Annotated in this window: 21 protein-coding genes; 16 read left to right on the top strand and 5 right to left on the bottom strand. The window is 64.5% G+C overall.

Annotated elements, in window-relative coordinates; all coding sequences use genetic code 11:
• Positions 1 to 42 precede the first annotated feature (42 nt).
• From AC07PE_RS23460 to AC07PE_RS23450, 3 genes are read right to left on the bottom strand one after another with little or no spacing between them, the layout of a single operon-like run.
• Positions 43 to 1,260 carry an acyl-CoA dehydrogenase family protein gene (locus AC07PE_RS23460; RefSeq protein WP_498769048.1) on the bottom strand — a complete coding sequence of 406 codons (1,218 nt, stop codon included), beginning with the start codon at positions 1,258 to 1,260 and terminating at the stop codon, positions 43 to 45.
• Positions 1,261 to 1,275: 15 nt separating this feature from the next.
• Complete coding sequence (locus AC07PE_RS23455; protein WP_498769046.1) at positions 1,276 to 2,343, bottom strand: phosphotransferase; 1,068 nt, start codon at positions 2,341 to 2,343, stop codon at positions 1,276 to 1,278.
• A 57-nt stretch (positions 2,344 to 2,400) separates the two neighbouring features.
• A complete protein-coding gene (locus AC07PE_RS23450; RefSeq protein ID WP_498769044.1) occupies positions 2,401 to 3,096 on the bottom strand; it encodes a histidine phosphatase family protein in 696 nt (231 codons plus the stop codon).
• A 229-nt stretch (positions 3,097 to 3,325) separates the two neighbouring features.
• Between AC07PE_RS23450 and AC07PE_RS23445 the strand changes: the two genes are divergently transcribed.
• The 16 genes from AC07PE_RS23445 (at position 3,326) to AC07PE_RS23370 (ending at position 20,157) form a co-directional block, all read left to right on the top strand.
• On the top strand, positions 3,326 to 5,032 hold the full coding sequence (locus tag AC07PE_RS23445; RefSeq protein WP_498769042.1) for a GspE/PulE family protein: 1,707 nt from the start codon (positions 3,326 to 3,328) through the stop codon (positions 5,030 to 5,032).
• Positions 5,033 to 5,035: 3 nt separating this feature from the next.
• Positions 5,036 to 6,283 carry a type II secretion system F family protein gene (locus tag AC07PE_RS23440; RefSeq protein ID WP_498769040.1) on the top strand — a complete coding sequence of 416 codons (1,248 nt, stop codon included), beginning with the start codon at positions 5,036 to 5,038 and terminating at the stop codon, positions 6,281 to 6,283.
• Complete coding sequence (locus tag AC07PE_RS23435) at positions 6,280 to 6,759, top strand: prepilin-type N-terminal cleavage/methylation domain-containing protein (protein WP_498769038.1); 480 nt, start codon at positions 6,280 to 6,282, stop codon at positions 6,757 to 6,759. Before AC07PE_RS23440 ends, AC07PE_RS23435 begins: the two co-directional genes overlap by 4 nt.
• 63 nt (positions 6,760 to 6,822) lie before the next feature.
• Entirely contained in the window at positions 6,823 to 7,332 is a 510-nt protein-coding gene (locus AC07PE_RS23430) for a type II secretion system protein (protein WP_498769036.1), read from the top strand.
• 35 nt (positions 7,333 to 7,367) lie between these two features.
• A complete protein-coding gene (locus AC07PE_RS23425; protein ID WP_498769034.1) occupies positions 7,368 to 7,955 on the top strand; it encodes a pilus assembly FimT family protein in 588 nt (195 codons plus the stop codon).
• A 31-nt stretch (positions 7,956 to 7,986) separates the two neighbouring features.
• On the top strand, positions 7,987 to 8,571 hold the full coding sequence (locus AC07PE_RS23420) for a type IV pilus modification PilV family protein (RefSeq protein WP_498769032.1): 585 nt from the start codon (positions 7,987 to 7,989) through the stop codon (positions 8,569 to 8,571).
• A complete protein-coding gene (locus AC07PE_RS23415; protein ID WP_498769030.1) occupies positions 8,568 to 9,569 on the top strand; it encodes a prepilin-type N-terminal cleavage/methylation domain-containing protein in 1,002 nt (333 codons plus the stop codon). The genes AC07PE_RS23420 and AC07PE_RS23415 overlap by 4 nt, the downstream gene beginning before the upstream one ends.
• Entirely contained in the window at positions 9,566 to 9,997 is a 432-nt protein-coding gene (locus AC07PE_RS23410; protein ID WP_498769028.1) for an agglutinin biogenesis protein MshP, read from the top strand. Before AC07PE_RS23415 ends, AC07PE_RS23410 begins: the two co-directional genes overlap by 4 nt.
• 32 nt (positions 9,998 to 10,029) lie before the next feature.
• Positions 10,030 to 13,281 carry a hypothetical protein gene (locus tag AC07PE_RS23405; RefSeq protein WP_498769025.1) on the top strand — a complete coding sequence of 1,084 codons (3,252 nt, stop codon included), beginning with the start codon at positions 10,030 to 10,032 and terminating at the stop codon, positions 13,279 to 13,281.
• A gap of 190 nt (positions 13,282 to 13,471) precedes the next feature.
• Entirely contained in the window at positions 13,472 to 14,365 is an 894-nt protein-coding gene (locus AC07PE_RS23400) for an agglutinin biogenesis protein MshI (RefSeq protein ID WP_498769023.1), read from the top strand.
• Entirely contained in the window at positions 14,362 to 15,015 is a 654-nt protein-coding gene (locus tag AC07PE_RS23395) for a hypothetical protein (protein ID WP_498769021.1), read from the top strand. Before AC07PE_RS23400 ends, AC07PE_RS23395 begins: the two co-directional genes overlap by 4 nt.
• Positions 15,012 to 15,728 carry a type II secretion system protein M gene (locus AC07PE_RS23390; RefSeq protein ID WP_498769019.1) on the top strand — a complete coding sequence of 239 codons (717 nt, stop codon included), beginning with the start codon at positions 15,012 to 15,014 and terminating at the stop codon, positions 15,726 to 15,728. The genes AC07PE_RS23395 and AC07PE_RS23390 overlap by 4 nt, the downstream gene beginning before the upstream one ends.
• On the top strand, positions 15,725 to 16,105 hold the full coding sequence (locus tag AC07PE_RS23385; RefSeq protein WP_498769017.1) for a hypothetical protein: 381 nt from the start codon (positions 15,725 to 15,727) through the stop codon (positions 16,103 to 16,105). The genes AC07PE_RS23390 and AC07PE_RS23385 overlap by 4 nt, the downstream gene beginning before the upstream one ends.
• A 23-nt stretch (positions 16,106 to 16,128) precedes the next feature.
• Entirely contained in the window at positions 16,129 to 17,901 is a 1,773-nt protein-coding gene (mshL, locus tag AC07PE_RS23380; RefSeq protein WP_498769015.1) for a pilus (MSHA type) biogenesis protein MshL, read from the top strand.
• Positions 17,901 to 18,809, top strand: coding sequence for an ExeA family protein (locus tag AC07PE_RS23375; RefSeq protein ID WP_498769013.1), 909 nt, complete (start codon positions 17,901 to 17,903; stop codon positions 18,807 to 18,809). The genes mshL and AC07PE_RS23375 overlap by 1 nt, the downstream gene beginning before the upstream one ends.
• A gap of 10 nt (positions 18,810 to 18,819) precedes the next feature.
• On the top strand, positions 18,820 to 20,157 hold the full coding sequence (locus AC07PE_RS23370; protein ID WP_498769011.1) for a tetratricopeptide repeat protein: 1,338 nt from the start codon (positions 18,820 to 18,822) through the stop codon (positions 20,155 to 20,157).
• Between the two features lie 157 nt (positions 20,158 to 20,314).
• Here the strand turns inward: AC07PE_RS23370 and AC07PE_RS23365 are convergent, their stop codons facing one another.
• Together AC07PE_RS23365 and AC07PE_RS23360 are read right to left on the bottom strand one after the other, a co-directional pair.
• Positions 20,315 to 21,472 (bottom strand): pyridoxal phosphate-dependent aminotransferase, encoded by a 1,158-nt coding sequence (locus tag AC07PE_RS23365; protein WP_498769009.1) that lies wholly within the window; start codon positions 21,470 to 21,472, stop codon positions 20,315 to 20,317.
• A 28-nt stretch (positions 21,473 to 21,500) separates the two neighbouring features.
• Positions 21,501 to 21,956: a putative toxin-antitoxin system toxin component, PIN family gene (locus AC07PE_RS23360; RefSeq protein ID WP_498769007.1), complete on the bottom strand. Its 456-nt coding sequence runs from the start codon at positions 21,954 to 21,956 to the stop codon at positions 21,501 to 21,503.
• Between the last annotated feature and the right edge of the window lie 5 nt (positions 21,957 to 21,961).

Here is a 21,961-nt window from a genome sequence, read left to right as displayed (position 1 = left end):
CCATGCGCCGCGATGGTGCATGTTACTTGAGGCAGGCCCTATTCAGCTATGTTTTGCGAGCTCCAGCTTGGCGATCGCGTTGCGGTGCACCTCGTCCGGCCCGTCGGCCAGGCGCAGCGTGCGGTTGCCGGCCCACTGGTAGGCCAGCGGGAAGTCGTCCGAAACGCCAGCCGCGCCATGCGCCTGGATCGCCCAGTCCAGCACCTGCTGGGCGACGGTGGGCGCCAGCACCTTGATCATCGCGATCTCGGACTGCGCCTGCTTGTTGCCGACGGTGTCCATCAGCCACGCCGTCTTGAGGGTCAGCAGGCGCGCGGTGTCGATGCGGATGCGGCTCTCGGCGATGCGCTCGCGCCAGACGCCCTGTTCCGAGATCTTGCGGCCGAAGGCGACCCGGCTGTCGAGGCGCTTGCACATCAGCTCCAGCGCGCGCTCCGCCACGCCGATCGCGCGCATGCAGTGGTGGATGCGGCCCGGGCCCAGGCGGCCCTGGGCGATCTCGAAGCCGCGGCCTTCGCCGAGCAGGATGTTCGAGCGTGGTACGCGCACGTTCTCGAACAGGATCTCGCAGTGGCCGTGCGGCGCGTCGTCATAGCCGAACACCGGCAGCGGGCGCTTAATCGTAATGCCAGGCGTGTCGCTCGGGACCAGGATCATCGACTGCTGTTTGTGGCGGGCGGCTTCGGGATCGGTCTTGCCCATCACGATGAACAGCTTGCAGCGCGGGTCGCCGGCGCCGGAGATCCACCATTTGTGGCCGTTGATCACGTACTCATCGCCCTGGCGTTCGATGCGGGTGGCGACGTTGGTAGCGTCGGAGGAAGCGACATCGGGTTCCGTCATCGCGAAGGCGCTTCGGATTTCGCCTTTCAATAAAGGCTCCAGCCATTGCCGCTTGTGTTCTTCTTGTGCATAGCGCTCCAGGGTCTCCATGTTGCCGGTGTCGGGCGCCGAGCAGTTGAAGACCTCGGGCGCCCAGGCGACCCGGCCCATGATCTCGCACAGCGGGGCGTAGTCGAGATTCGACAGGCCTTCGGGCGCGCGCTCGGAGCGCGGCAGGAACAGATTCCACAGGCCTTGCTGGCGGGCGAGGGGCTTCAGTTTTTCAATCAGTTCGGTGGGGACCCAGCGATTGCCTTGCTGTCCGTTGCGCTCGACTTCCTCTTTGAAAGCCTTCTCGTTCGGGTAGATATGCTCGTCCATGAAGGCGAGCAGGCGGGTTTGCAGCTCTTTGCAGCGGTCGGAGTAATCGAAGTTCATATTCTTGTCCTCGTTTCAGGCGCCAGCGCGCTGGGCGAATTGCCAGGCCATCTCCGCCATCGGGCGGGCGGCCTTGCCGTTTTCCAGGGCCTGGGCGCTGGACGCGGTGCCGTCAACATAGCGTTTCATGATGCCCTGCATGATGCCGGCCAGGCGGAACAGGTTGTAGGCCAGATAAAAATCGAAGTCCTCGGGGCGGATGGTGCGGCCCGTACGGCGGGTATAGGCGGCGATGTACTCGTCTGCGCCCGGGATGCCCAGCGCGGGCAGGTCGAGGCCGGCGATGCCGCGGAATTTGCCGGGCGGGATATGCCAGCTCAGGCAGTGGTAGGAGAAATCGGCGGCCGGGTGGCCCAGGGTCGACAGTTCCCAGTCCAGTACCGCCAGGATGCGTGGTTCGGTCGGGTGGAAGATCATGTTGTCGAGGCGGTAGTCACCATGCACGATGGCGGTGTCGTCGCCGGGCGGGATGTTCCGCGGCAGCCATTCGATCAGCTGGTCCATCGCCGGTATGGTCTCGGTCTGCGACGCCTGGTACTGCTTGGTCCAGCGCTCGATCTGGCGCGCGAAGTAGTTGCCGGGCTTGCCGTAGTCGGCCAGCTTGACGCCCGCATAGTCGACCGTGTGCAGCTGGGCGATGACGCGATTCAGCTCGTCGTAGATGGCGGCGCGTTCCTCACGCGTCATCCCGGGCAGCGACTGGTCCCACAGCACGCGGCCTTCGACGTATTCCATCACGAAGAAGGCGCGCCCGATTACGGATTCGTCCAGACAGAGCGCGTACTGGCGCGCGACCGGGAAGCCGGCCTTGTGCAGGGCGTCCATCACGCGGAATTCGCGGTCGATGGCGTGGGCGGAGGGGAGCAGCTTGGCGGCGGGGCCGGGCTTGGCCCGCAATACGTAGTGTTTGCCGCTGCTCGAGATCTTGAAGGTCGGGTTGGATTGGCCCCCTTTGAACTGCTCGACCTCAGGGGCGCCGCCGGGGTAGCCGTCGACGTGCTGCTGCAGCCAGGCGCCCAGGGCTTCGGCGTCGAAGCGCTGGCGTTCGGACACGGGTTTGGTGCCCATCATCTCTTCGAACATGGTGTCTCCTTCTTGTTTTGAACGATGATAGCTCATGCGCGAACGAGCGTGCTATTTTCAGCGCGACTTCCGGTACTGCTCGAACAGCAGCTCCATCGTGGTCGCGCGCGCCGAAGGCTGCAGCGGGTCCGGCGGGCTGTGGTTCACGCAGCGCACCACCCAGTCGCGTTCCTCATCGCCGACGTCGAGCGCATTGATGCATCCCGGCGCCTGCGCCAGACCGCCGAGGAAAAGGCGCTGGCCGGTGAGGGCAAGCGACAGGATCGCGCAGTTGACGCCGCCGTGCAGCACCAGCAGGACCGTGTCCCAGGACGGATCGGCGCGCAGGCGTTCGATCGCCGGATGGACGCGGGCCATCAGTTCGCCGACCGACTCGCCGCCGAGGAAGCGCTGTTCGGCCGGCACCAGGCCCTCGAAGGCGCCGGTGAAGGCGCGCTTGAGCTCCTCGGTAGGGATGGTCGACAGCCGGCCGCCACGGATCTCTTCCAGCTCCGGCCACACTTCCTGCGGGATCGCCTGTCCGGTCACGGCCAGCACCCGCGCTGCGGTTTCGACGGTACGCGGCAGGCCCGACACAATCACCCGGTCAAAGCGCACCCCGGCCACCGCGAAGGCATGCCCGGCCGCATCGGCCTGCGCTCGCCCATCCTCGTTAAGCGGCACGGTCTCCGGCAGGTAGGGCTTACCGGCTCCATCGAAATAAGTCACGCTGCCATGGCGCATCAGAAAAATCCGGCGGCGGCAAGTTGTCATGTTGTCTCCATTTGTCCTGGCTCAATTCGGGGTCAGAGCACTTTTTTAGTAAATCGACCATGGGAAATTGCCAAAAAAAGTGCTCTGACCCCGATTTGACGTTGATCATCTTACATGCTGAAGCGGCTTGACGTTACGTATGGACGACAGAATGTAATTCCACCAGTCAATTTTCTGACTTTCTGTTTTACAATTGAAGGACTAGTCCTACAAAACGTTAAAGGGTGTCATGGCGAGGCCAGAAAAAGTCAGGCTGGGCGAAATCTTGGTGCAACAGAAGCTGCTGTCGGAAGAGCAGCTGAACACCGCTCTTGCCGACCAGAAGCGCACCGGGCGCAAGCTGGGCCGCGTGTTCGTCGAGAGCGGCTTCGTCACCGAGGAGCAGATCTCCGGCGCACTGGCGCGCCAGCTCGGCATCCCTTACATCAACCTCAAGTTCTACAACATCAACCAGGACGTGGTCCGGCTGCTGCCCGAGACCCAGGCGCGCCGTTTCCGTGCGCTGGTGCTGGAAGACCGCAGCGAGACCGTGCTGGTCGGCGTCTCCGATCCGACCGACCTGTTCGCCTACGACGAGATCGCGCGCCTGCTGAAGAAGGGCGTCGAGCTGGCCGTGGTCAACGAGACCGAGGTGCTGCAGGCGATCGACCGCATCTACCGCCGCACCGGCGAGATCACCGGCCTGGCGCGCGAACTGGAGCAGGATCTCGGCGACAGCACCTCGGTCGACTTCGGCGCGCTTGCCTCAAGCTCCGGCCTCGAAGAAGCGCCGGTGGTCAAGCTGCTGCAATCGGTGTTCGACGATGCCGCCCAGGTGCGCGCCTCCGACATCCACATCGAGCCGCAGGACGGCCGCCTGCAGATCCGCTTCCGCATCGACGGTGTGCTGCACCTGCAGACCGAGGCCGATATCAAGATCGCCACCCCGCTGGCGCTGCGCCTGAAGCTGATGGCGGACCTCGACATCTCGGAAAAGCGCCTGCCGCAGGACGGCCGCTTTGCCGTCAAGGTGAAGAACCAGCGCATCGACGTGCGTATCTCGACCATGCCGACCCAGTACGGGGAATCGGTGGTCATGCGTCTGCTGAACCAGGTCGGCATGAATTTGCGCCTGGATGCGATCGGCATGCACCCGCGCCTGGTCGAGCGCTTCCGCGCCATCGTCCAGCGCCCCAACGGGCTGGTGCTGGTGACCGGGCCCACGGGTTCCGGCAAGACCACGACCCTGTACAGCGCCCTGGCCGAGCTGAATTCGGTGGAAAAGAAGCTGATCACGGTCGAGGACCCGGTCGAATACCGCCTGCCCGGCATCAACCAGGTGCAGGTGAACGACAAGATCGAACTGAATTTCGCGCGCGTGCTGCGCAGCGCGCTGCGCCAGGACCCGGACATCGTGCTGGTCGGCGAGATGCGTGACCAGGAAACCGCTCAGATCGGCCTGCGCGCCGCAATGACGGGCCACCTGGTCTTGTCGACGTTGCACACCAACGATGCTGCCAGCACCCCACTGCGCCTGATGGACATGGGCGTGCCGCGCTACATGGTGGGCGGCTCGCTGCAGGCCGTGCTGGCCCAGCGCCTGGTGCGCGTGATCTGCGAGAGCTGCACCCAGCCGCATGCGACGCCGGCGCCGGAACGCGCATGGCTGCGCGCGGAACTCGGCGACCGCGCCGAGAGCGTGCCGCTGTTCCATGGCCGCGGATGCTCGCACTGCAACGGCACCGGCTACCGCGGCCGTACCGGCGTCTACGAGCTGCTGGAGATGACCCGCGCGGTGCACGAAGCGATCAACCACCCGGACCCGGGCCACTTCCTGAAGGCGGCCCACGCCGAGATGCGCGGCGAAACCCTGCGCCGCAGCGCGGTGCGCCTGGCGGTGCAGGGCAGGACGACGATCGCGGAAGCCATGCGCGTCAGTAACCAGCTCGAGGACTAAAGCGTGCCTTTCTTTGCCTACAAGGGCCGCAACGGCAGCGGCGAACTGGTGGCCGGCGTGCTGGAAGGCGTCGACAGCGGCGCCGTTGCCGACCAGCTGTTCGGCGGCGGCGTGACCCCGCTCGAGATCAGCCCGACCACGCGCAAGGCCTCGTCGACGACTGCCGGCGGCGACAAGGAAGGCTTGTGGGCGCGCCTGACGGCGAAGAAGGTAACCTCGCTCGACGTCCAGCTGTTCAGCCGCCAGATCTACACCCTGCTGAAATCCGGCGTGCCCATCATGCGTGGCCTGGCCGGGCTGCAGGAGTCGGCGGTCAACAAGAGCTTCGCCGCCGTGATTCGCGATCTGCGCGAGTCGCTCGACGCCGGCCGCGAACTCTCGAACGCGATGCGCCGCCACCCGGACGTGTTCAACCCGTTCTACCTGGCGATGGTGCGGGTGGGCGAGATGACTGGTCGCTTGGAAGACGTGTTCCTGCGCCTGTTCGATCACCTCGAATTCGACCGCGACATGCGCGAGCGGGTGAAGACGGCGCTGCGCTATCCGACCTTCGTGATCATTGCGATGGTGGCGGCGATGATCGTCGTGAATGTGTTCGTGATTCCTCAGTTCGAGACGGTTTTCAAGAGCTTCCATGCCGAGCTGCCGCTGATGACGCGAATACTGATCGGCACCTCGCGGTTTACGGTGACATGGTGGCCAGCCTTCCTTGCAGGCGGCACTGGCGCCGTGCTGGGCTTCCGCAGTTGGACGAATAGCACGGCTGGCAGGCTGGCCTGGGATCGCTACAAGCTCCGGTTGCCAATCGCCGGGAAGATTATTCACAAAGGCACCATGGCCCGGTTTGCCCGGAGCTTCGCGCTGTCGATCCGTAGCGGCGTGCCGATTGTCCAGGCGCTCACTGTGGTGTCCCAGACCGCCGACAACGCCTACCTGTCCTTGCGTATCGAGCAGATGCGTGATGGCGTCGAGCGCGGCGAAAGCATCCTGCGCACGGCCACCAATGCTCAAGTCTTTACGCCCATTGTGCTGCAGATGATCGCGGTGGGCGAAGAAACCGGATCTCTCGACGACCTGATGGACGAGATCGCGATGATGTACGAGCGGGAAGTTGACTACGAACTGAAAACGCTGTCGAGCCAGATCGAGCCGATCCTGATTACCTTCCTCGGGGCAATGGTATTGGTGCTGGCACTGGGTATCTTCCTGCCGATCTGGGACTTGGGCAAGGCTGCCATGCACAACAAATGAAAACACGATTCCCAAAACGTCAGCAGTGTGGCTTTTCGTTGCTCGAGTTCGCCGTTGTGGTGCTGGTTTCCAGCATCGTCAGTGCGGTGGCCTTGAATCGCTTCGAGTATTACCGCGAGCAAGCGGAGCTAACGGCCGCACGTCAAGTCGTTGCGGCGCTGCGCATTTCCCTGCAAGTGCGTGCCGCGCAACTGGTGTTGAATGGCCGCGAGCAGGACCTGAATAAGCTTGCGGTCGGCAATCCCATCGAGTTGCTCTCATGGAAGCCGGCAAATTATTTGGGCGAATATTACTCGCCTGACCAGAAGCAGATCGGCCAAGCAGGATGGGTGTTTGACCCACGCGACAAAACCCTTGTGTATTTGCCTAAAAATGCTCAAAGTTTTTCTTTCAGCACATCAAGATTGCTTAGATTCAAGGTAGAATTTGCTCGCAGTAGTAGCAAAGGCCTGGCCCTGAATCAAGTCAGCGGATAGGCGGTCGTTAATCACCACAAGCGGCACCATTCCGCACTCACTTCACTTAATTCGGAGAATTCAATGAATAAAAGCTTCAAGGTCCAGGCACAGGGCGGTTTCACCCTGATCGAACTGATCGTCGTAATCGTTATCCTTGGCATCCTGGCTGCAACGGCTCTGCCGAAGTTCGCCAACCTTAGCGGTGATGCGCGTTTCGCCAACATTACCGCCGCTCGTGGTTCGCTGGCATCGGCATCGGCGCTGGTTCATGCACAGGCTTTGGTCAAGAACGCGACAGGTTCTGTCTCCATGGAAGGCACCTCCATTGCACTGAGCTCGGGTGGCTACCCGACCACTGCTTCGATTCTGCTCGCTGCAAATATTAACGGCAACGACTACGCGACGCTCTCGACCGCTGCGGCTGCGACCGCCACGTCGCCGGTCGTCGCTGCGAACCAGGTCGTGCTGATCCCTAAGGGTATTGAAGGAACGGCTACCGCAGTCAATTGCTACGTGACCTATACGCTGGATCCGGCTGCGACAACTGCACCCGTAATCAATTCTGTCGGCAGCGTTTCCGCCTGCCAATAAGAGTGTGACGGTCCCTGGACGGCATGCGTCTTGACATGCAAGCATCCAGCCACGCGGGCCGGCTTCTCTCACCAAGCCGATCGGCAGGCTTCACGATGGTCGAACTGATCGTCGTGATGGTCCTGATCGGCATTCTCGGCGCCATCGGCGCCGCGCGCTTTTTCAATCGTACCGGCTTTGACGCCGCAGCTTTTGCAGACCAGAGCACGGCCATGCTGCGCTACGCACAAAAGCTGGCCATTGCCCAGAATCGCAAGGTCTACGTTCAGGCGAGCGTCTCGGGCCTGAAGCTGTGCTATACCGCCAACAACCCTTGTGGCGCCACCGAACGCGTCGACGCACCGTCCGGCGCGAACAGCGGCAACGCAGCCACACGCGCCTTCTGCACCAGCGGCGGGACATACATAGCAAGCTGGAATTGCGAGGGCGTGCCGTCCGGTGCTACCCTCGGCCTGAACTCGGCAGCACCCCCCATCATGTATTTCAACGGCCTCGGCCGTCCCTATGCCTCCACCGATACCGGCACCGGCGACAGCAGCTTCGTGGCGCTGACCCTGACCATCAAGGGCGACGACGTCACCCGCATCGTGTCGGTCGCGCAGGAAACCGGCTATGTATTCTGAGCATCTGCCAGTGCGCCAGCGCGGTGTCACGATGATCGAACTGATCCTGTTCATCGTGATTGTGAGTGTCGCCATCGGCGGCATCATTGCGGTCATGAACCTGACCAGCCGGGGCAGCGTCGACCCGGTACGGCGCAAGCAGGCGCTGATCATCGCCGAGGGCCTGCTGGAAGAGATAGAACTGGCCAAGTTCTCGTATTGCGACCCGGCCGATCCGGTCGCGGCGGACGAGACAGGCACCACGTCCACCGCAGCTTGCACCACGGCCCCGGAGCGTTGGGGCCAGCTGGCTCCCGAGCCGGCCGGATCGGGCAGGCCCTACGACAACGTGAACGATTACGTCAGCGCGCCGGATACCTGGACCAGCGCCTTCAATAACGGTAGCGGCGCGCTGGCCGATGCAAATGGCGCCACGCTAGACGTTACCGGCTATACGGCGCGCGTGAAAATCGCGCCGGCTGTGCTGAACGGCATGGGCAACGCGCTGGCGAGTCCCCCGAATGCGGCCAATACCGCGGATACGGATGTGCTGCGCATCACCGTCGAAGTCAAGTACGATAACGAGACCATCACGCTGGACGGCTACCGCGTTCGCTACGCGCCGAACCACTTATGACACGGCGTATCGTTCCTCCTCGCGGCAGCCGCGGCTTTACCCTGGTCGAGGCGATCATGACGATCGCCATCATCGGCATCATCGGCGGCATCGTTGCGGTGTTCATCCGTGCCCCCATCCTCAACTATCGCGACACGGTCGACCGCGCCGAGCTGACCGACCAGGCAGACCTTGCGCTGCGCCGTATCGCGCGCGACATCCGCCTTGCTTTGCCGAACAGCGTCCGGGTCAGCAGCGGCGGCGACCACCTCGAGTTTTTGCAGACCCGCTCGGGCGCACGCTACCTGGCGGCTGAGGATGGCGTTGCCCCCACCCAGATCCTGAGCTTCGACGATACGACCGACACCAGCTTCAGCGCATTGTCGCCGCCCGCCAGCTTTGCCAACGTTCAAGTGGGTGATTTCGTCGTCGTTTATAACCTCGGCTCCGGCTTATCGCCCGCGAATGCTTACGATTTCGACAGTACCGGCGATACGGCAGGTAACGTCGGCAAGTCCAACAACAAGGCCGCGTGCCCGGCGGTTTCGTCCGTCACCGCGGCAGGCAACATCGCCCGCATCTGCGCCTTGAACCCGGCGCCGAGCGATCCCCTGCCGCGGACGGTGAACGATGCGGCGCTTGGCCTCCCGGTCCGTACCATTACGCTGGCCGGCAATCCTTTCGCACGGCAGCAGACGGCGCTCGCCTCGCCTTTACAACGTTTCCAGGTGGTCTCGGGGCCGGTCAGTTTCTACTGCGCGACGGGCAGCGACGGCCGCCTCGCACTATGGCGGGCGTGGAACTATCCGATTGCGTCGACACAGGCAGTTCCAACCGCTAGTGCCGCCCGCGCCATGATTGCAAGCGGTCTCAGCAGCTGCAACCAGATCTTTTCCTATGGCACTGCGGCATCCCAGCGCACCGGGCTGGTACGCGTTGCGCTCACGCTACGGGGCCGAACCGAGGACCAGACGCCCATTCGCCTCGTTCACCAGATTCACGTGGACAACACACCATGAACCGTCTTCTCCGCATCCGGCGCGAGGCCGGGGTAGGCATTGTCACGGCGATCTTCCTGCTGGTTGTGCTGGCGGGGCTTGGGGTCGCCATGGTTGGTATCTATACGTCTCAGCAGGCCAGTGCCAACGTTGATCTATTGGGTGCCCAAGCTTACCAGGCCGCTCGCGCCGGGCTGGAATGGGGCATTTACAAGGCGCGTGCCGGCGCGTGTACGTCTGCAGCGCCGATCAAGACCTCTTTCAAGATGCCATCGGGTTCGTCACTCTCGGCATTTACGGTTTACGTGAGCTGTACAGCCCAGGGCGCCGCGCCGCTGGTCCGCTACCTTGTCACCGCGGATGCCTGCAATATGCCCGACAGCGCCGGCACCTGCCCGCTCGTGAACAATGCCGAATCCGTCCGCCGTACTCTGGAGGCAGAGCTATGACGATATGCATCGGCAAGCGCTTACTGGCGTGCATGCTCACCCTGATGCTCATCGGTTCTGTGTTACCAGCTCAGGCTGCCACGCCGATCTCCTTGGTCGCCACCTTCCGCGGCAATTACAACTTTACCGGCACCGAAGCCGTGCTGCGGACGTCGAACAACAGCAACGACGCTTGTACCCTCGTGGCTGACGGCACCGCCGTCAGCGGTACGGTGTCGGGGATTCCAAGTGGTGCGACGATCGAGAGCGCACAATTGTACTGGGCCGGTTCGGGCGCTACGGCAGATTACACGGTCAGCCTGGACGGCATCGCGGTCAAGGCCGACAGCATCGTCAAGCCTGACGGCACGACCCTGACGCGCAAATACACTGCGTCCGCCACCGCCAACGGCACGAATTATAAGTACTTCAGCGGTGCTGCCAACGTGACTGACATCGTCAAGAAAAAAGGCAACGGCACCTACAAGTTCAACAACCTCGCAGTCGACAACGGCAATCCGTGGTGCAACGTACAGGGCGTCTTGGGCGGATTTGCACTCGTCATCGTGTACTCCGAGTCGAGTGAGCCGTTCAGAATGTTGAACTTGTACGAAGGGTTTCAGGATTTCCAATACACGAGCCTGGCCATCGACCTCGGCGACTTCAAGGTGCCGAATCCCTTGCCAGCCGCGGTAACCGGTCGTATCGGACATGTAACCTGGGAAGGCGACTCTACACTGTCGCAGGGGGGCGAAGACCTCCTGTTCAACGGTAACGAGCTGACGGACAGTATCAATGCGAAGGGTAACCAGTTCAACTCCGCCAGTAACGTAACTGGCGACAAGAACTCGTATGGCGTCGATTTCGATATCTATACACTGAAGTCGCCGGTCATCCAGCCGGGTCAGAGTACCGCCACCACAACCTACCGTTCGGGGCAGGACTTGGTCCTGCTGAGTGCCGAAGTGGTCGCAATGCCGTATGTGGCGAACGCCGACCTGGCGCTGTCGATGTCGCGCAGCGGCAGCCTGACCGTCGGCAGTTCGACCGACTATACCTTGACCGTGACGAACGTCGGTATCGATGCCGAACGCGGGCCTGTGACCATCGTGGATACCCTGCCGGCCGGCTTGAAGCTGGTCGGCACCAGTGGCACCAACTGGAGTTGCTCGAACGTCCAGAGCAACGGCCAGACCGTGGTGACCTGTACCCAGGCCGGGCCGGTCGCGCCGAACGCCAAGATGACCCCGCTCGTTATCGCAGTCACGCCGACCACCAACGCAAACTATACGAATTCGGCGCTCGTGTATGGCAAGACAGGGGATGACAACAGCAAGAACGACACGGCGACCGACCAGAGCAACGCGGTCGACTACAACTCGGCGACGGTCGCGTTTACGAAAGAGTCTTGTAATAACGGCGACAAGATCGTCACCTTGCCGTCCGAGCTTGGTTGTCACAAGTTCATCGGGCCAGTCGTCGCGGCGGACACCAACACCAAGATTTATATCACTGCCGTCACGGTCCAGAACGGCGTGCAGGTCGCGACCGCGCTGGACAGCAAGGACAATACCGTACCGATCGAGCTAAGCTTCAGCTGCCTGCCGAACAGCTCGGCAGCCATCAGCTATGCCGGTCTTACCAATTTCAAATGCGATGGCAGTGCCAAAACGGTCAACGTAAAGCTGCCGGCAAACAAGGTAACCGGCGTGCTGACGGATAATAGTCCTCTGGCGCCTTTCTTCTATGCTGACGTGGGCCGCGTCACGCTGTCGATGAAGGTCTATGGAAGCGTGATGGGCACGGTGAACTTCATTTCCAAGCCACTGGACATACGCTTCCGCGACATACTTCGGGCGAGTGATAATTATTCGAACCCGGGCGGTCTGTCGGGCAGCACCGCCTGGGCCAAGCCCGATCTCGGCTTCGCCGTGTCGGGTGAAGGTTTCATGATGCGTATAGGCGCTATCATGGCCGACGGCAACTGGGCGCCCAGCTTTGGCGCCGAAGCCGCCGCATTGGCCAAGGTCTTGCCTCCTGATAGCCTTGATCTCGATTTCAGGCTGGACACTTTCGCGGTCAACCTTGCCGGCATGCCCAAAGTACCGATCGCGGCCACCGGAGTGCTCGCGAGCAAGGTTCCTGATGCTTTCATGGTCGACCAGGCGTTCAAGCTCAGCACGGTCGCGGGCTTGACCAACATGTTCGAGGCCAAGGCAAGGTATTTCGAAGCAGGCATGCTCGGCATCACGCCCTGGCTGGTTGATTACCTTGGCACCGGACAGATTGGGGGTTCCGATGCTGCCGCAGACAGCGCCGCGCGCCTCGTGGCGAGTACCCGCGTGGTGGGGCGTTTCTATCCGGACCATTTCGATACCGATGTGACGCCAAATTTCAGCTGCAGCGCCTCAATGAGTTGTCCATCGGCCGCAGGACTGTCCGTGGACAACGGCGGCACTTATTCGATGCAGGCTTTCGACTTCGCGGTCCATGCCTACGGTCTGCCAAAAACAACTAACGGACCGCCAACCCTGCTCGCGCTGTTCCAGAATCTTGCGCGTCCCTTGGCACTTTCCGCTTCGAAGGCGCCAAACCTGGCACAGGCGCCGGCGGTCGGCGCCTTCGTGGCCGACCCCACGGCGGAATTGACACCGCCCGCGTCGGCGAACGATTTTCCGGACCTGGAAGGCAGCGCCACCTGGCGACTTGGTGCGCCCTACGATCCCGCCAACCGCGCTGTTAGTGCGTGGGGGGCGCCGACACCGATTTATCTGCGCGCTGCGATGGACGAGCTGCGCGGTTCGGGCACCTCTTCGGTCAAGGCGACCGTGACCTCGATGACCCCGGCAACGGCTGCAGCCGGCACGCAATACGAAGCCGGCTTGATGGTCGTTGCGGGCCGCCTGTTTGTGCCGAACGTTTTCGGTTCGGACCTGTTGCGCCTGCCGGTGCCACTGACTGCCCAGTACTGGAGCGGCAGCGCTTGGCTAACCAGCGATTTCGACAGCAGCAGCATGGTCGCAAGCACAATTACGCCCCTCGCAAAAGGCTGCCGCCTGGCATATGCCCAAGATCAGATCGGAACCTGCAAGTCCGCTGCGCCACTGACGATTGCGGGAGCTGTCCCGATCCGGTTGGCCAAAGGGAAAGGCGTTCTGAGCTTGCAAGCACCGGCGCGAGGTACGGTTGGCAGCGTCGATTACTCGCTCAGCAGCCCTGCAGCGCCATGGTTGCCCAGCACGCAAGCACGCGCCACATTCGGTTTGTACAAGAGTCCATTGATCTATTTGCGTGAGGTGTATTGACAACGCTGGATAGTCAAATTGTGGTGGCAACCGGAAATATTTTTCCTGAGTGAAAAAATGGTATCGGCTTTTCGCACAAGATGAATATAATCAAGGGTCTAGTGCAAACAGCTCAAAACTCACGGAAGTTGACCGCCCCGGCATGCGTTTTTTAAGGAAAGCATCACAGACAGGAGCCTGGCTCGCAATCGTGCCCCAGCGTGACGGCATCGCCGCCGCCAGCATCCGCCGTCCGTCCGAGGGCAAGCCGGTGATGACGGTCGCTTCCTTTTTTGCCGGCGCAGCCAGCGTCGACGCACTCGAAAAGGCGGGCAAGGATCTGCATTGCGCGAACTACCGCTGCACCACGGTGCTGGGCGGGGGCGACTACCAGTTCATGAGTGTGGAAGCGCCCAATGTACCGCGCGAGGAACTCAAGACCGCGATGCGCTGGCGCCTGAAGGACATCCTCGACTTCCCGGTCGACCAGGCCACCTACGACGTCCTCGACATCCCGCTCGACCCGAACGCCGCTGTGCGCCCGCAGCAGAGCATCTTCGCGGTTGCCGCGCGCAACAGCGTGATCCAGGCGCGCCAGAAGCTGTTCACGCAATCGAAGATCCGCCTGCGCACCATCGACATTCCCGAAATGGCCCAGCGTAACGTGTCGGCCATGCTGGAGCCGGACGGCCGCGGCATCGCCATGCTGTCCTTCGGCGAGGACGGCGGCCTGCTGACCGTGTCCTGGCGCGGCGAGCTGTACCTGTCGCGCCGCATCGACGTGACCCTGGCCCAGCTGCTGGAGGCCGACCAGGAACGCCGCCACCAGAGCTTCGACAAGATCACCCTGGAGCTGCAGCGCTCCCTCGACAACTTCGAGCGACAGTTCTCCTTCATCAGCGTGGCCAAGCTGGTGTTGGCGCCGAGCGGCGCGGCGGGCCTGCAGGAATACCTGTCGAGCAACCTGTACACCCGCGTCGAGACCCTCGACCTGGGCGAGGTGCTGGACCTCGGCGGCATGCCGGAACTCGACGGCGCGGCGCGCCAGCAGCGCTTCTTCGTCGCCATCGGCGCGGCCCTGCGCGTGGAAGAGGGAGCGGCATGAGCCAGCAGATCAACCTCTTCAACCCGGACTTCCTGCAGAAGAAAAAGGTCTTCACCGCGAATGCCATGGCGATCGCCCTCGGCGTGCTGGTGCTCGGCCTGGTGTCGGTCGGTGTGGCCGCCAAAATGCGCGTCGCCAGCCTGCAGGTGCAGGCCGACAGCGGCGCGGCCCAGCTGGAAAAGACCCAGAAGCGGCTCGCCAGCGTCACGGCCGAGTTCACGCCGAAGAAGGAAGACCCGCGCCTGGCCGAGGAACTGGGCCTGGCCCAGGGCGAGCTGGCCGGTCTGAAGGAAGTGGCCGGCGTGATCGAGCGCGGCGAATTGGGCGATACCCAGGGCTATGCGGAATACTTCCGCGCGCTGGCTCGGCAGAGCGTCGAAGGCCTGTGGCTGACCGGCGTGCGCATCGAAGGCGCCGGCCTCGATATCGGCGTGCGCGGCCGCGCGATGGACCCGGCGATGGTGCCCGGCTTCCTGGGCCGCCTGCGCAACGAGCGCGTCATGCAGGGCAAGCCGGTCGGCAGCCTGCAGATCGGCGAGGCCGCCGCGCTGAAGGTGGTCCGCGACGGCAAGGAGACCAGCGCGCCGGCGCCCTACGTCGAATTCAGCCTGCAGTCGGCGCCGCAGAAAAATCCGGGGGACAAGCCATGAAACAGCAATGGCTGAAACTCGCCGCGCGCATCGACGCCCTGAGCCAGCGCGAACGCATCATGAGCTTTGTGGCGACCGCCGCAGCGCTGATTTTCATCGCCCAGTTCAGCATGATCGGGCCGCTGCTGCGCAAGCAGGAACTGCTGCGCAGCCAGGTCGTGCAGCAGCAGAACAACATCGCCGGCATCAACGAACAGATCGCCCAGAAGCTGCAGGAAGCCGAAGCCGATCCGGACGCGCCGGTGCGCGCGCGGCTGGCGGCGGTGCGCGAGGAATCCGGCCGGCTGACCGAGACCCTGCGCGCGATGCAGCAGGGCCTGGTGGCGCCGGAGCGCGTGGCGCCGCTGCTGGAAACCATCCTGCGCGCCAACGGCCGTCTGAAGATGGTGTCGGTGCGCACGCTGCCGGTGGAGCCGCTGAGCGGCATCGGCGCGAAGCAGGGCGCCGCCGCAGGGGCCAGCGAAGCCGCGCCCGTGCCTGCCGCCGCTGCCCCGAAAACCGGCGGCAAGCGCGAGCTGCTGTTCCGCCACGGGGTCGAACTCACCGTGCGCGGCAGCTACCTCGACATGGTCGACTACATGACCGCGCTGGAAAGCCTGCCGACCCAGCTGTTCTGGGGCAAGGCCAATCTCGAGGTCGAGGAATACCCGAGCGTGCGCCTGACCCTGACCCTGTACACCCTGAGCCTGGACGAAAAATGGATGAAGCTGTGAACCTGACCAAAGCCGCGGCGCTGGCCGCAGTGCTGTTCGCCGCTTCGTGCGCGCAGGCTGCAACGCTGCAGGACCCGACCCGGCCGCCGGCCGGCGCCATCGCCGCCAGCGCCGCACCAACGGCAGCTGTCGCCGGTCCGCGCCTGCAGAGCATCCTGGTCGCGCGCGAGGCGGGCGGCCGCCACCTGGCCGTGATCGACGGCGAGACCGTGCGCCTGGGCGAGCAGTTCCACGGCGCGCGCGTGACCCGCATCGGCGACAACGAGGTCGAACTGGTGCGCGGCGCCGAGCGCCAGGTACTGCGCCTGTACGCCGAGGACACGCGCGGCCTGACCCCGGTGCGGACGCCGGCCACCACCGCCCCGGCGCGGCGCTGAGAGCCCGAGAAGAGGACGAACCCATGCGACACATATTCTCCCTGACGGTACTGGCGGCGGCGCTCACGATGGCAGGCTGCCAGACCGCCCCGAGCTCCACCACCTACGACCAGATCAAGCGCGACGTCAACACCGCCGCATCCGGCCGCGCACCGGCCGCGCCGGCGGTCGACGATGCCGTCGCCAACGCGCTGCTGCCGCCGGCGTCCAGCCTGGCCACCCAGCTGCCGAAGGCGCGCCCGGCGCTGGAGGAGCGCTTCAACGTCTCCTTCAACAACGTCCCGGCCCAGCAGTTCTTCCGTTCGATCGTGGCCGGCACCCGCTACAACATCCTGGTGCATCCGGACGTCGGCGGTTCCATTACCGCCAACCTGAAGGACGTGACCCTGCAGGAGACCCTGGACGCGGTGCGCGAGATGTACGGCTACGACTACAAGATCGAGGGCACCCGCATCTCGATCAAGCCGCTGACCATGCAGACCAAGATGTTCCGCGTGAACTACCTGGTCGGTAATCGCCGCGGCGTGTCGAACCTGCGTGTGTCCTCGACCTCGGTGTCGAATGCCGTGAACGGCCAGAACGGGCAGAATGGCCAGAACGGCAGCCAGGGTTCGAACCAGAACAACCAGAACAACCAGAACGGCGCCAACGGCCAGAACCAGAACCAGGTCGAGAGCACCGACGTCAGCACCACCTCGAGCACCGACTTCTGGGGCGACCTGAAGACTTCCATTGAAGCCATCGTCGGCTCGAAAGAGGGCGGGCGCAGCGTGGTGGTCAGCCCGCAGTCGGGCGTGATCGTGATCCGCGCCATGCCGGACGAACTGCGCAACGTCGACGCTTATTTGAAAGCGACCCAGCTGGCGGTCGACCGCCAGGTGATCCTGGAAGCGAAGATCCTCGAGGTCGAGCTGAACGACAGCTTCCAGAGCGGCGTGAACTGGGCTTCCTTCGCTTCGATCAAGAGCGGGCATGACAACCGCGTGTCGGGTGGCTTGCTGTCGCCCGGTTCGACCCTGACGCCGCTCCCGTTCAACGGCGGCCAGCCGCCCGCCATCAGCGACCCGAGCACAGGCCTGTCGGCCAGCTCCGGCTTCTCGCTGTCGAACGCCGCCGGCGCCGCCGGCTCGATGTTCGGCCTGGCGGTCCAGACCAGCAACTTCGCGGCCCTGATCTCCTTCCTCGAGACCCAGGGCACGGTGCACGTGCTCTCCAGCCCGCGCGTGGCTGCGGTCAATAACCAGAAGGCCGTGCTGAAGATCGGTACCGACGAGTTCTTCGTGACCGGCGTGACCACCAACACCAACTCGACCGCGGCCGGCACCACCACCACACCGAGCGTGACCCTGCAGGCCTTCTTCTCGGGCGTGGTGCTGGACGTGACCCCGCAGATCGACGAGAAGGGCAACATCCTGCTGCACGTGCACCCTTCGGTAAGCCAGGTCTCGACCGTCAACAAGGCCGTGAGCCTGGGCTCGGCCGGCAACCTGAATCTGCCGCTGGCGGCATCCGCCACCTCGGAGCTGGACAGCATCGTGCGCGGCTCGAACGGCCAGGTAGTGGCGATCGGCGGCCTGATGCGCCAGTCCTCGACCGCCGACAACTCGCAGGTGCCGGGCGCGGGCAGCGTGCCGGTGCTGGGCAACCTGTTCGGCGCCAAGAAGCGCGTGAACCAGAAGCGCGAGCTGGTGGTGCTGATCAAGCCGACCATCGTCGAGGGCATCAACAACTGGAACGACGACCTGCTCGACGCCGGCCGCCGCATCGAGCAGTTGGCGCCGCGAGGGATGCGCTGATGTACGACGCACACTTCGGCCTGCGCGAGGCGCCCTTCGGGATCACGCCGGACACCAGCTACTTCTTCGGCAGCCCGCGTTCGCAGGAAGCGCTGAACACGCTGCTGGTGGCGGCGCGCAACGGCGAAGGCTTCATCAAGATCACGGGCGAAGTCGGCACCGGCAAGACCCTGTTGTGCCGCAAGTTCATGGCGACCCTGGGCGATGGCTTCGTTACCGCCTACATTCCGAATCCCTTCCTGGAAGCGCGCACGCTGATGCTGGCGCTGGCGGACGAACTCGAGATCGTGCTCGACAAGGACGTCGACCAGCACCGCATGCTGAAGTCCATCACGGAACGCCTGCTGGAGCTGGCCGGGCAGGGCAAGCGCGTGCTGCTGTGCCTCGATGAGGCCCAGGCGATTCCGGTCGAAAGCCTGGAGGCACTGCGCCTGCTGACCAACCTGGAAACGGAAAAGCGCAAGCTGCTGCAGATCGTCCTGTTCGGCCAGCCGGAGCTGAACCGCAAGCTGGAACTGGAATCGATCCGCCAGCTGGCACAGCGCATCACCTTCCACTACCACCTTGGCCCGCTGAGCCGCGACGACCTCGATTTCTACGTGGCGCACCGCCTGCGCGTGGCCGGCTTTGCCGGTGCGCGCCTGTTCTCGGCCGGCGCCATCGCGAAGCTGTACAAGGCCAGCGGCGGCGTGCCGCGCCTGGTGAATGTGCTGGCCCACAAGGCCTTGATGCTATGCTACGGCCAAGGCGGCCATTCGGTGACGCGCGCGCACGTGAACGCCGCCGCGCGCGATACCCTGGCGACCAGTGCCGGCCGCGGCAAGGGCCGCCGTATCCTGCCCTGGGCCGCTCTGGGTGCACTGCTGGCCGGCGCCGCCGCCAGCCTGGGTTGGGTGATGACACGATAATGAGCCTGCGATGAGCCTGATTAACAAGATGCTCCAGGACCTGGACGCGCGCGGCACTCCCGCCGCGGGGTCCATCGAGTCCCAGATTCGGCCGGTGGCGCGCGAGCGCGAGCGGCTGGCGGACCGCTTCGACCGGCGCACGCTTGCGCTGGCCGGCGGCGGCGTTTGCATGGCCTGCGCGGCCGTGGCGCTGGCCTGGTACGGCTGGGGGCATTATCAGCAAGGCCGCGTTGCGGCCAAACCGGTAGCAGCAGCCGTTACGGCGGCGCCGGCGGCCGCGCCTGTAGTATCGAAGCCGGCGCAGGGCATGAGCAGCAGCATCACCATGGGGCCGGCTACCAGCGCCGCCCCACAGCCGCTGCCTGCACCAGTACCGGTTGCGGCAGCGCCTGCGACTGTTCACGAGCAGCAGGTAAAGGACAAGTTCGACGCGCCGGCGGTCAAGGAAACGTCCGCACCGAAGAGCGTCGCCGGCTACGAGCCGGACAGCGAGGAAGCGCGCGCCGCACGCCAGGCCATCATGGCCGAGCTGCAGTCGCGCATGAAGACGCCCGGCATCAAGATCAAGCCGGCGGCCGCCGCGCATGAGCTGAAGGAACCGAAGCAATCGAAGGAATCGAAGCGCGAGGCGAAGCGCCGCAAGCTGGCCGAAGAGCGCGAGCTGAAGGCGGCACGCCGCGCCAAGGCCGGCGCCGACGCCGACAGCGCCAGGGCCGCCGCCAAAGGCAAGCGCAGCGCGGGCAGCGCCAGCACCGCCGGCGCCCAGGGCCGCCAGGAATCGGGCGCCCAGCGCGCCGAGGGCGAGTACCGTCACGCGCTGAACGCGCTGCAGGACGGCCGCATGACGGAAGCCGTCGCCGCGCTCGAACAGGCGCTGAAGCTCGACCCGGCCCACGAAGCCGCGCGCCAGACCCTGGTCAGCCTGCTGATCGAAGCGAAGCGCGGCGACGAAGCGATCCGCCACCTGCAGACCGCCCTGGCCCTCGATGCACGCCAGCCGGCGCTGGCGATGCTGCTGGCGCGCCTGCAGATCGAACGCGGCGCCTCCGGCGTCGACACCCTCACGCGCACGCTGCCCTACGTGGGCAACAACGCCGACTATCACGCCTTCCTGGCCGGCGCCCTGCAGCGCGAACAGCGCCACCGCGAGGCAGCCGAGCAGTACCAGGCGGCGCTGCGTGCGTCGCCGGGCAACGGCGTGTGGTGGATGGGGCTTGGTATGTCGCTGCAGGCGGAGAAGCGCAATGCGGAAGCGCTGGAGGCCTTCCAGCGGGCGCGGGCCAGCGGCAGCCTGTCCGCGGAATTGCAGGCCTTCGTCGAGCGGCGTTTGCAGCAGCTGGGCCGCTGAGCTTCGTCACGGCGTCGGTAACCCGCAGCGCGTAAACGTCATCCCCGCGCAGGCGGGGATCCAAGTTTGCTTGCGTTTCGACTGCTCACGCAGAACCTGGATTCCCGCCTGCGCGGGAATGACGTTTCGAGCTTGCGGGCAGAAACAGCGCTCCGGCTCACACCTTCGCCAAACGCTCCAGCGCAAGCCGCAAAGTCTCATCCTGCTTAGCAAAACAAAACCGCACGATGCCCGATTCCTTGCCGCGGCTGTAGAACGCCGACACCGGGATCGCCGCCACCTTCACCTCGCGCGTCAGCCATTGCGCGAACTCGGATTCGCTCAGGTCCGAAATCCCGTCGTAACGCACGCACTGGAAATAAGTCCCGTCCGCCGGCAGCAAGGTGAAGCGCGAGTTCGCCAGCCCGTCGCGGAACAGGTCGCGCTTGCGCTGGTAGAAGGCCGGCAGATCCAGATAGGGCGCGGGGTCGCGCATGCAGCCGGCCAGGCCGTGCTGCATGGGCGTGTTCACGGTGAACACGTTGTACTGGTGGACCTTGCGGAACTCCGCCATCAAGCTCGCCGGTGCAGCGACGTAGCCGACCTTCCAGCCGGTCACGTGGTAGGTCTTGCCGAAGCTGGAGACGACGAAGGCGCGCTCCGCCAGCCGCGGATCGCGGCTCACGGATTCGTGCCGCTGGCCGTCGTAGACCATGTGTTCGTAGACCTCGTCGGCCAGGATCAGGATGTCGGTCCCGTCGACGATCGCGGCCAGCGCGTCCAGGTCGGCGGTGCGCAGGATGGTGCCGGTCGGGTTGTGCGGCGTATTAATCACGATCATGCGCGTGCGCGGCGTGACCGCGGCCGCGATCTCATCCCAGGGCACGCTGTAGCCGTTCTCGTCGACCCGCATCGACACCGTCACCGGCACGCCGCCGGCCAGCTGCACGGTCGGCAGGTAGCTGTCGTAGGCGGGTTCGATGACGATGACTTCGTCGCCCGGATGCACGGCGCACAGGATGGCCGTGGTCAGGGCCTGCGTGGCGCCGGCCGTGACCGTGATCTCGGTGTTGGCGTCGTAGGCGCGGCCGTACAGCGCCTGGATCTTGGCGGCGATCGCCTGGCGCAGGGCCGGCACGCCGGGCATAGGCGGATACTGGTTCAGGCCGGCGCGCATGGCTTCGTCGACGAGGTCCAGCAGGCGCGGGTCGCAGCCGAAATCGGGAAAGCCCTGGCCGAGATTGACCGCGCCGTGCTCGGCGGCGAGGTTGGACATGACGGTGAACACGGTGGTGCCGACGGCCGGCAGGCGCGATTTCAGAACGGGAGTTGGCATAGGTGTGATGACGGCTTGTTCGATGGCTTCATTCTAGCGCGCCGGGCGCTTCGTCTTTGGTCCAGGCCTCAGGCGTCATGATGCGGAACAGACCTTCCTTGGCCGTCTTCTTCGCCAGCTTGAGCAGGGCCTTGTCCTTGGTGACGAGGATCGCGGCGCCGGCATCGCGCGCGATTTCCAGGAATTTCTGGTCGTCGCGGTCGGTGCAGACCGGCAGGCGGTCGGCGCGGCTGTCGGGCGCCACCACGCGGATCAGGGCGTCGAAGCGGGCGGCCGCGTCCGGCCGGGTGCTGTCGTCGAGCGGCAGATGGGAATAGTGGAGGACGATCCGGTATTCGTCGCGGCAATCGGAGCGCGTTACCGCCTCGACCGCGCCGCTTTCGAGCGCAGCCAGCAGGCTGGCCCAGCGTGGGTCGCGGAACACGAAGAGGTCGAGGCAAACATTGGTGTCGATGACGATGAGTTTCTGTGAAGCAGGTATCATGTCGG

Source organism: Telluria sp. GW821-FHT07G12 (assembly GCF_059418525.1).
This window is presented reverse-complemented; position numbering and strand designations above follow the sequence as displayed.

What these genes read in the sequence shown, in the direction of transcription:
- AC07PE_RS23390 (WP_498769019.1), top strand. Translation starts at nt 15,012, where the DNA reads ATGAAACAGCAATGGCTGAAACTCGCCGCGCGCATCGACGCCCTGAGC.
- AC07PE_RS23405 (WP_498769025.1), top strand. Translation starts at nt 10,030, where the DNA reads ATGCTCACCCTGATGCTCATCGGTTCTGTGTTACCAGCTCAGGCTGCC.
- mshL (WP_498769015.1), top strand. Translation starts at nt 16,129, where the DNA reads ATGCGACACATATTCTCCCTGACGGTACTGGCGGCGGCGCTCACGATG.
- AC07PE_RS23365 (WP_498769009.1), bottom strand. Translation starts at nt 21,472, where the DNA reads ATGCCAACTCCCGTTCTGAAATCGCGCCTGCCGGCCGTCGGCACCACC.
- AC07PE_RS23460 (WP_498769048.1), bottom strand. Translation starts at nt 1,260, where the DNA reads ATGAACTTCGATTACTCCGACCGCTGCAAAGAGCTGCAAACCCGCCTG.
- AC07PE_RS23370 (WP_498769011.1), top strand. Translation starts at nt 18,820, where the DNA reads ATGAGCCTGATTAACAAGATGCTCCAGGACCTGGACGCGCGCGGCACT.
- AC07PE_RS23445 (WP_498769042.1), top strand. Translation starts at nt 3,326, where the DNA reads ATGGCGAGGCCAGAAAAAGTCAGGCTGGGCGAAATCTTGGTGCAACAG.
- AC07PE_RS23360 (WP_498769007.1), bottom strand. Translation starts at nt 21,956, where the DNA reads ATGATACCTGCTTCACAGAAACTCATCGTCATCGACACCAATGTTTGC.
- AC07PE_RS23415 (WP_498769030.1), top strand. Translation starts at nt 8,568, where the DNA reads ATGACACGGCGTATCGTTCCTCCTCGCGGCAGCCGCGGCTTTACCCTG.
- AC07PE_RS23450 (WP_498769044.1), bottom strand. Translation starts at nt 3,096, where the DNA reads ATGACAACTTGCCGCCGCCGGATTTTTCTGATGCGCCATGGCAGCGTG.
- AC07PE_RS23430 (WP_498769036.1), top strand. Translation starts at nt 6,823, where the DNA reads ATGAATAAAAGCTTCAAGGTCCAGGCACAGGGCGGTTTCACCCTGATC.
- AC07PE_RS23425 (WP_498769034.1), top strand. Translation starts at nt 7,368, where the DNA reads ATGCAAGCATCCAGCCACGCGGGCCGGCTTCTCTCACCAAGCCGATCG.
- AC07PE_RS23375 (WP_498769013.1), top strand. Translation starts at nt 17,901, where the DNA reads ATGTACGACGCACACTTCGGCCTGCGCGAGGCGCCCTTCGGGATCACG.
- AC07PE_RS23395 (WP_498769021.1), top strand. Translation starts at nt 14,362, where the DNA reads ATGAGCCAGCAGATCAACCTCTTCAACCCGGACTTCCTGCAGAAGAAA.
- AC07PE_RS23455 (WP_498769046.1), bottom strand. Translation starts at nt 2,343, where the DNA reads ATGTTCGAAGAGATGATGGGCACCAAACCCGTGTCCGAACGCCAGCGC.
- AC07PE_RS23410 (WP_498769028.1), top strand. Translation starts at nt 9,566, where the DNA reads ATGAACCGTCTTCTCCGCATCCGGCGCGAGGCCGGGGTAGGCATTGTC.
- AC07PE_RS23420 (WP_498769032.1), top strand. Translation starts at nt 7,987, where the DNA reads ATGATCGAACTGATCCTGTTCATCGTGATTGTGAGTGTCGCCATCGGC.
- AC07PE_RS23435 (WP_498769038.1), top strand. Translation starts at nt 6,280, where the DNA reads ATGAAAACACGATTCCCAAAACGTCAGCAGTGTGGCTTTTCGTTGCTC.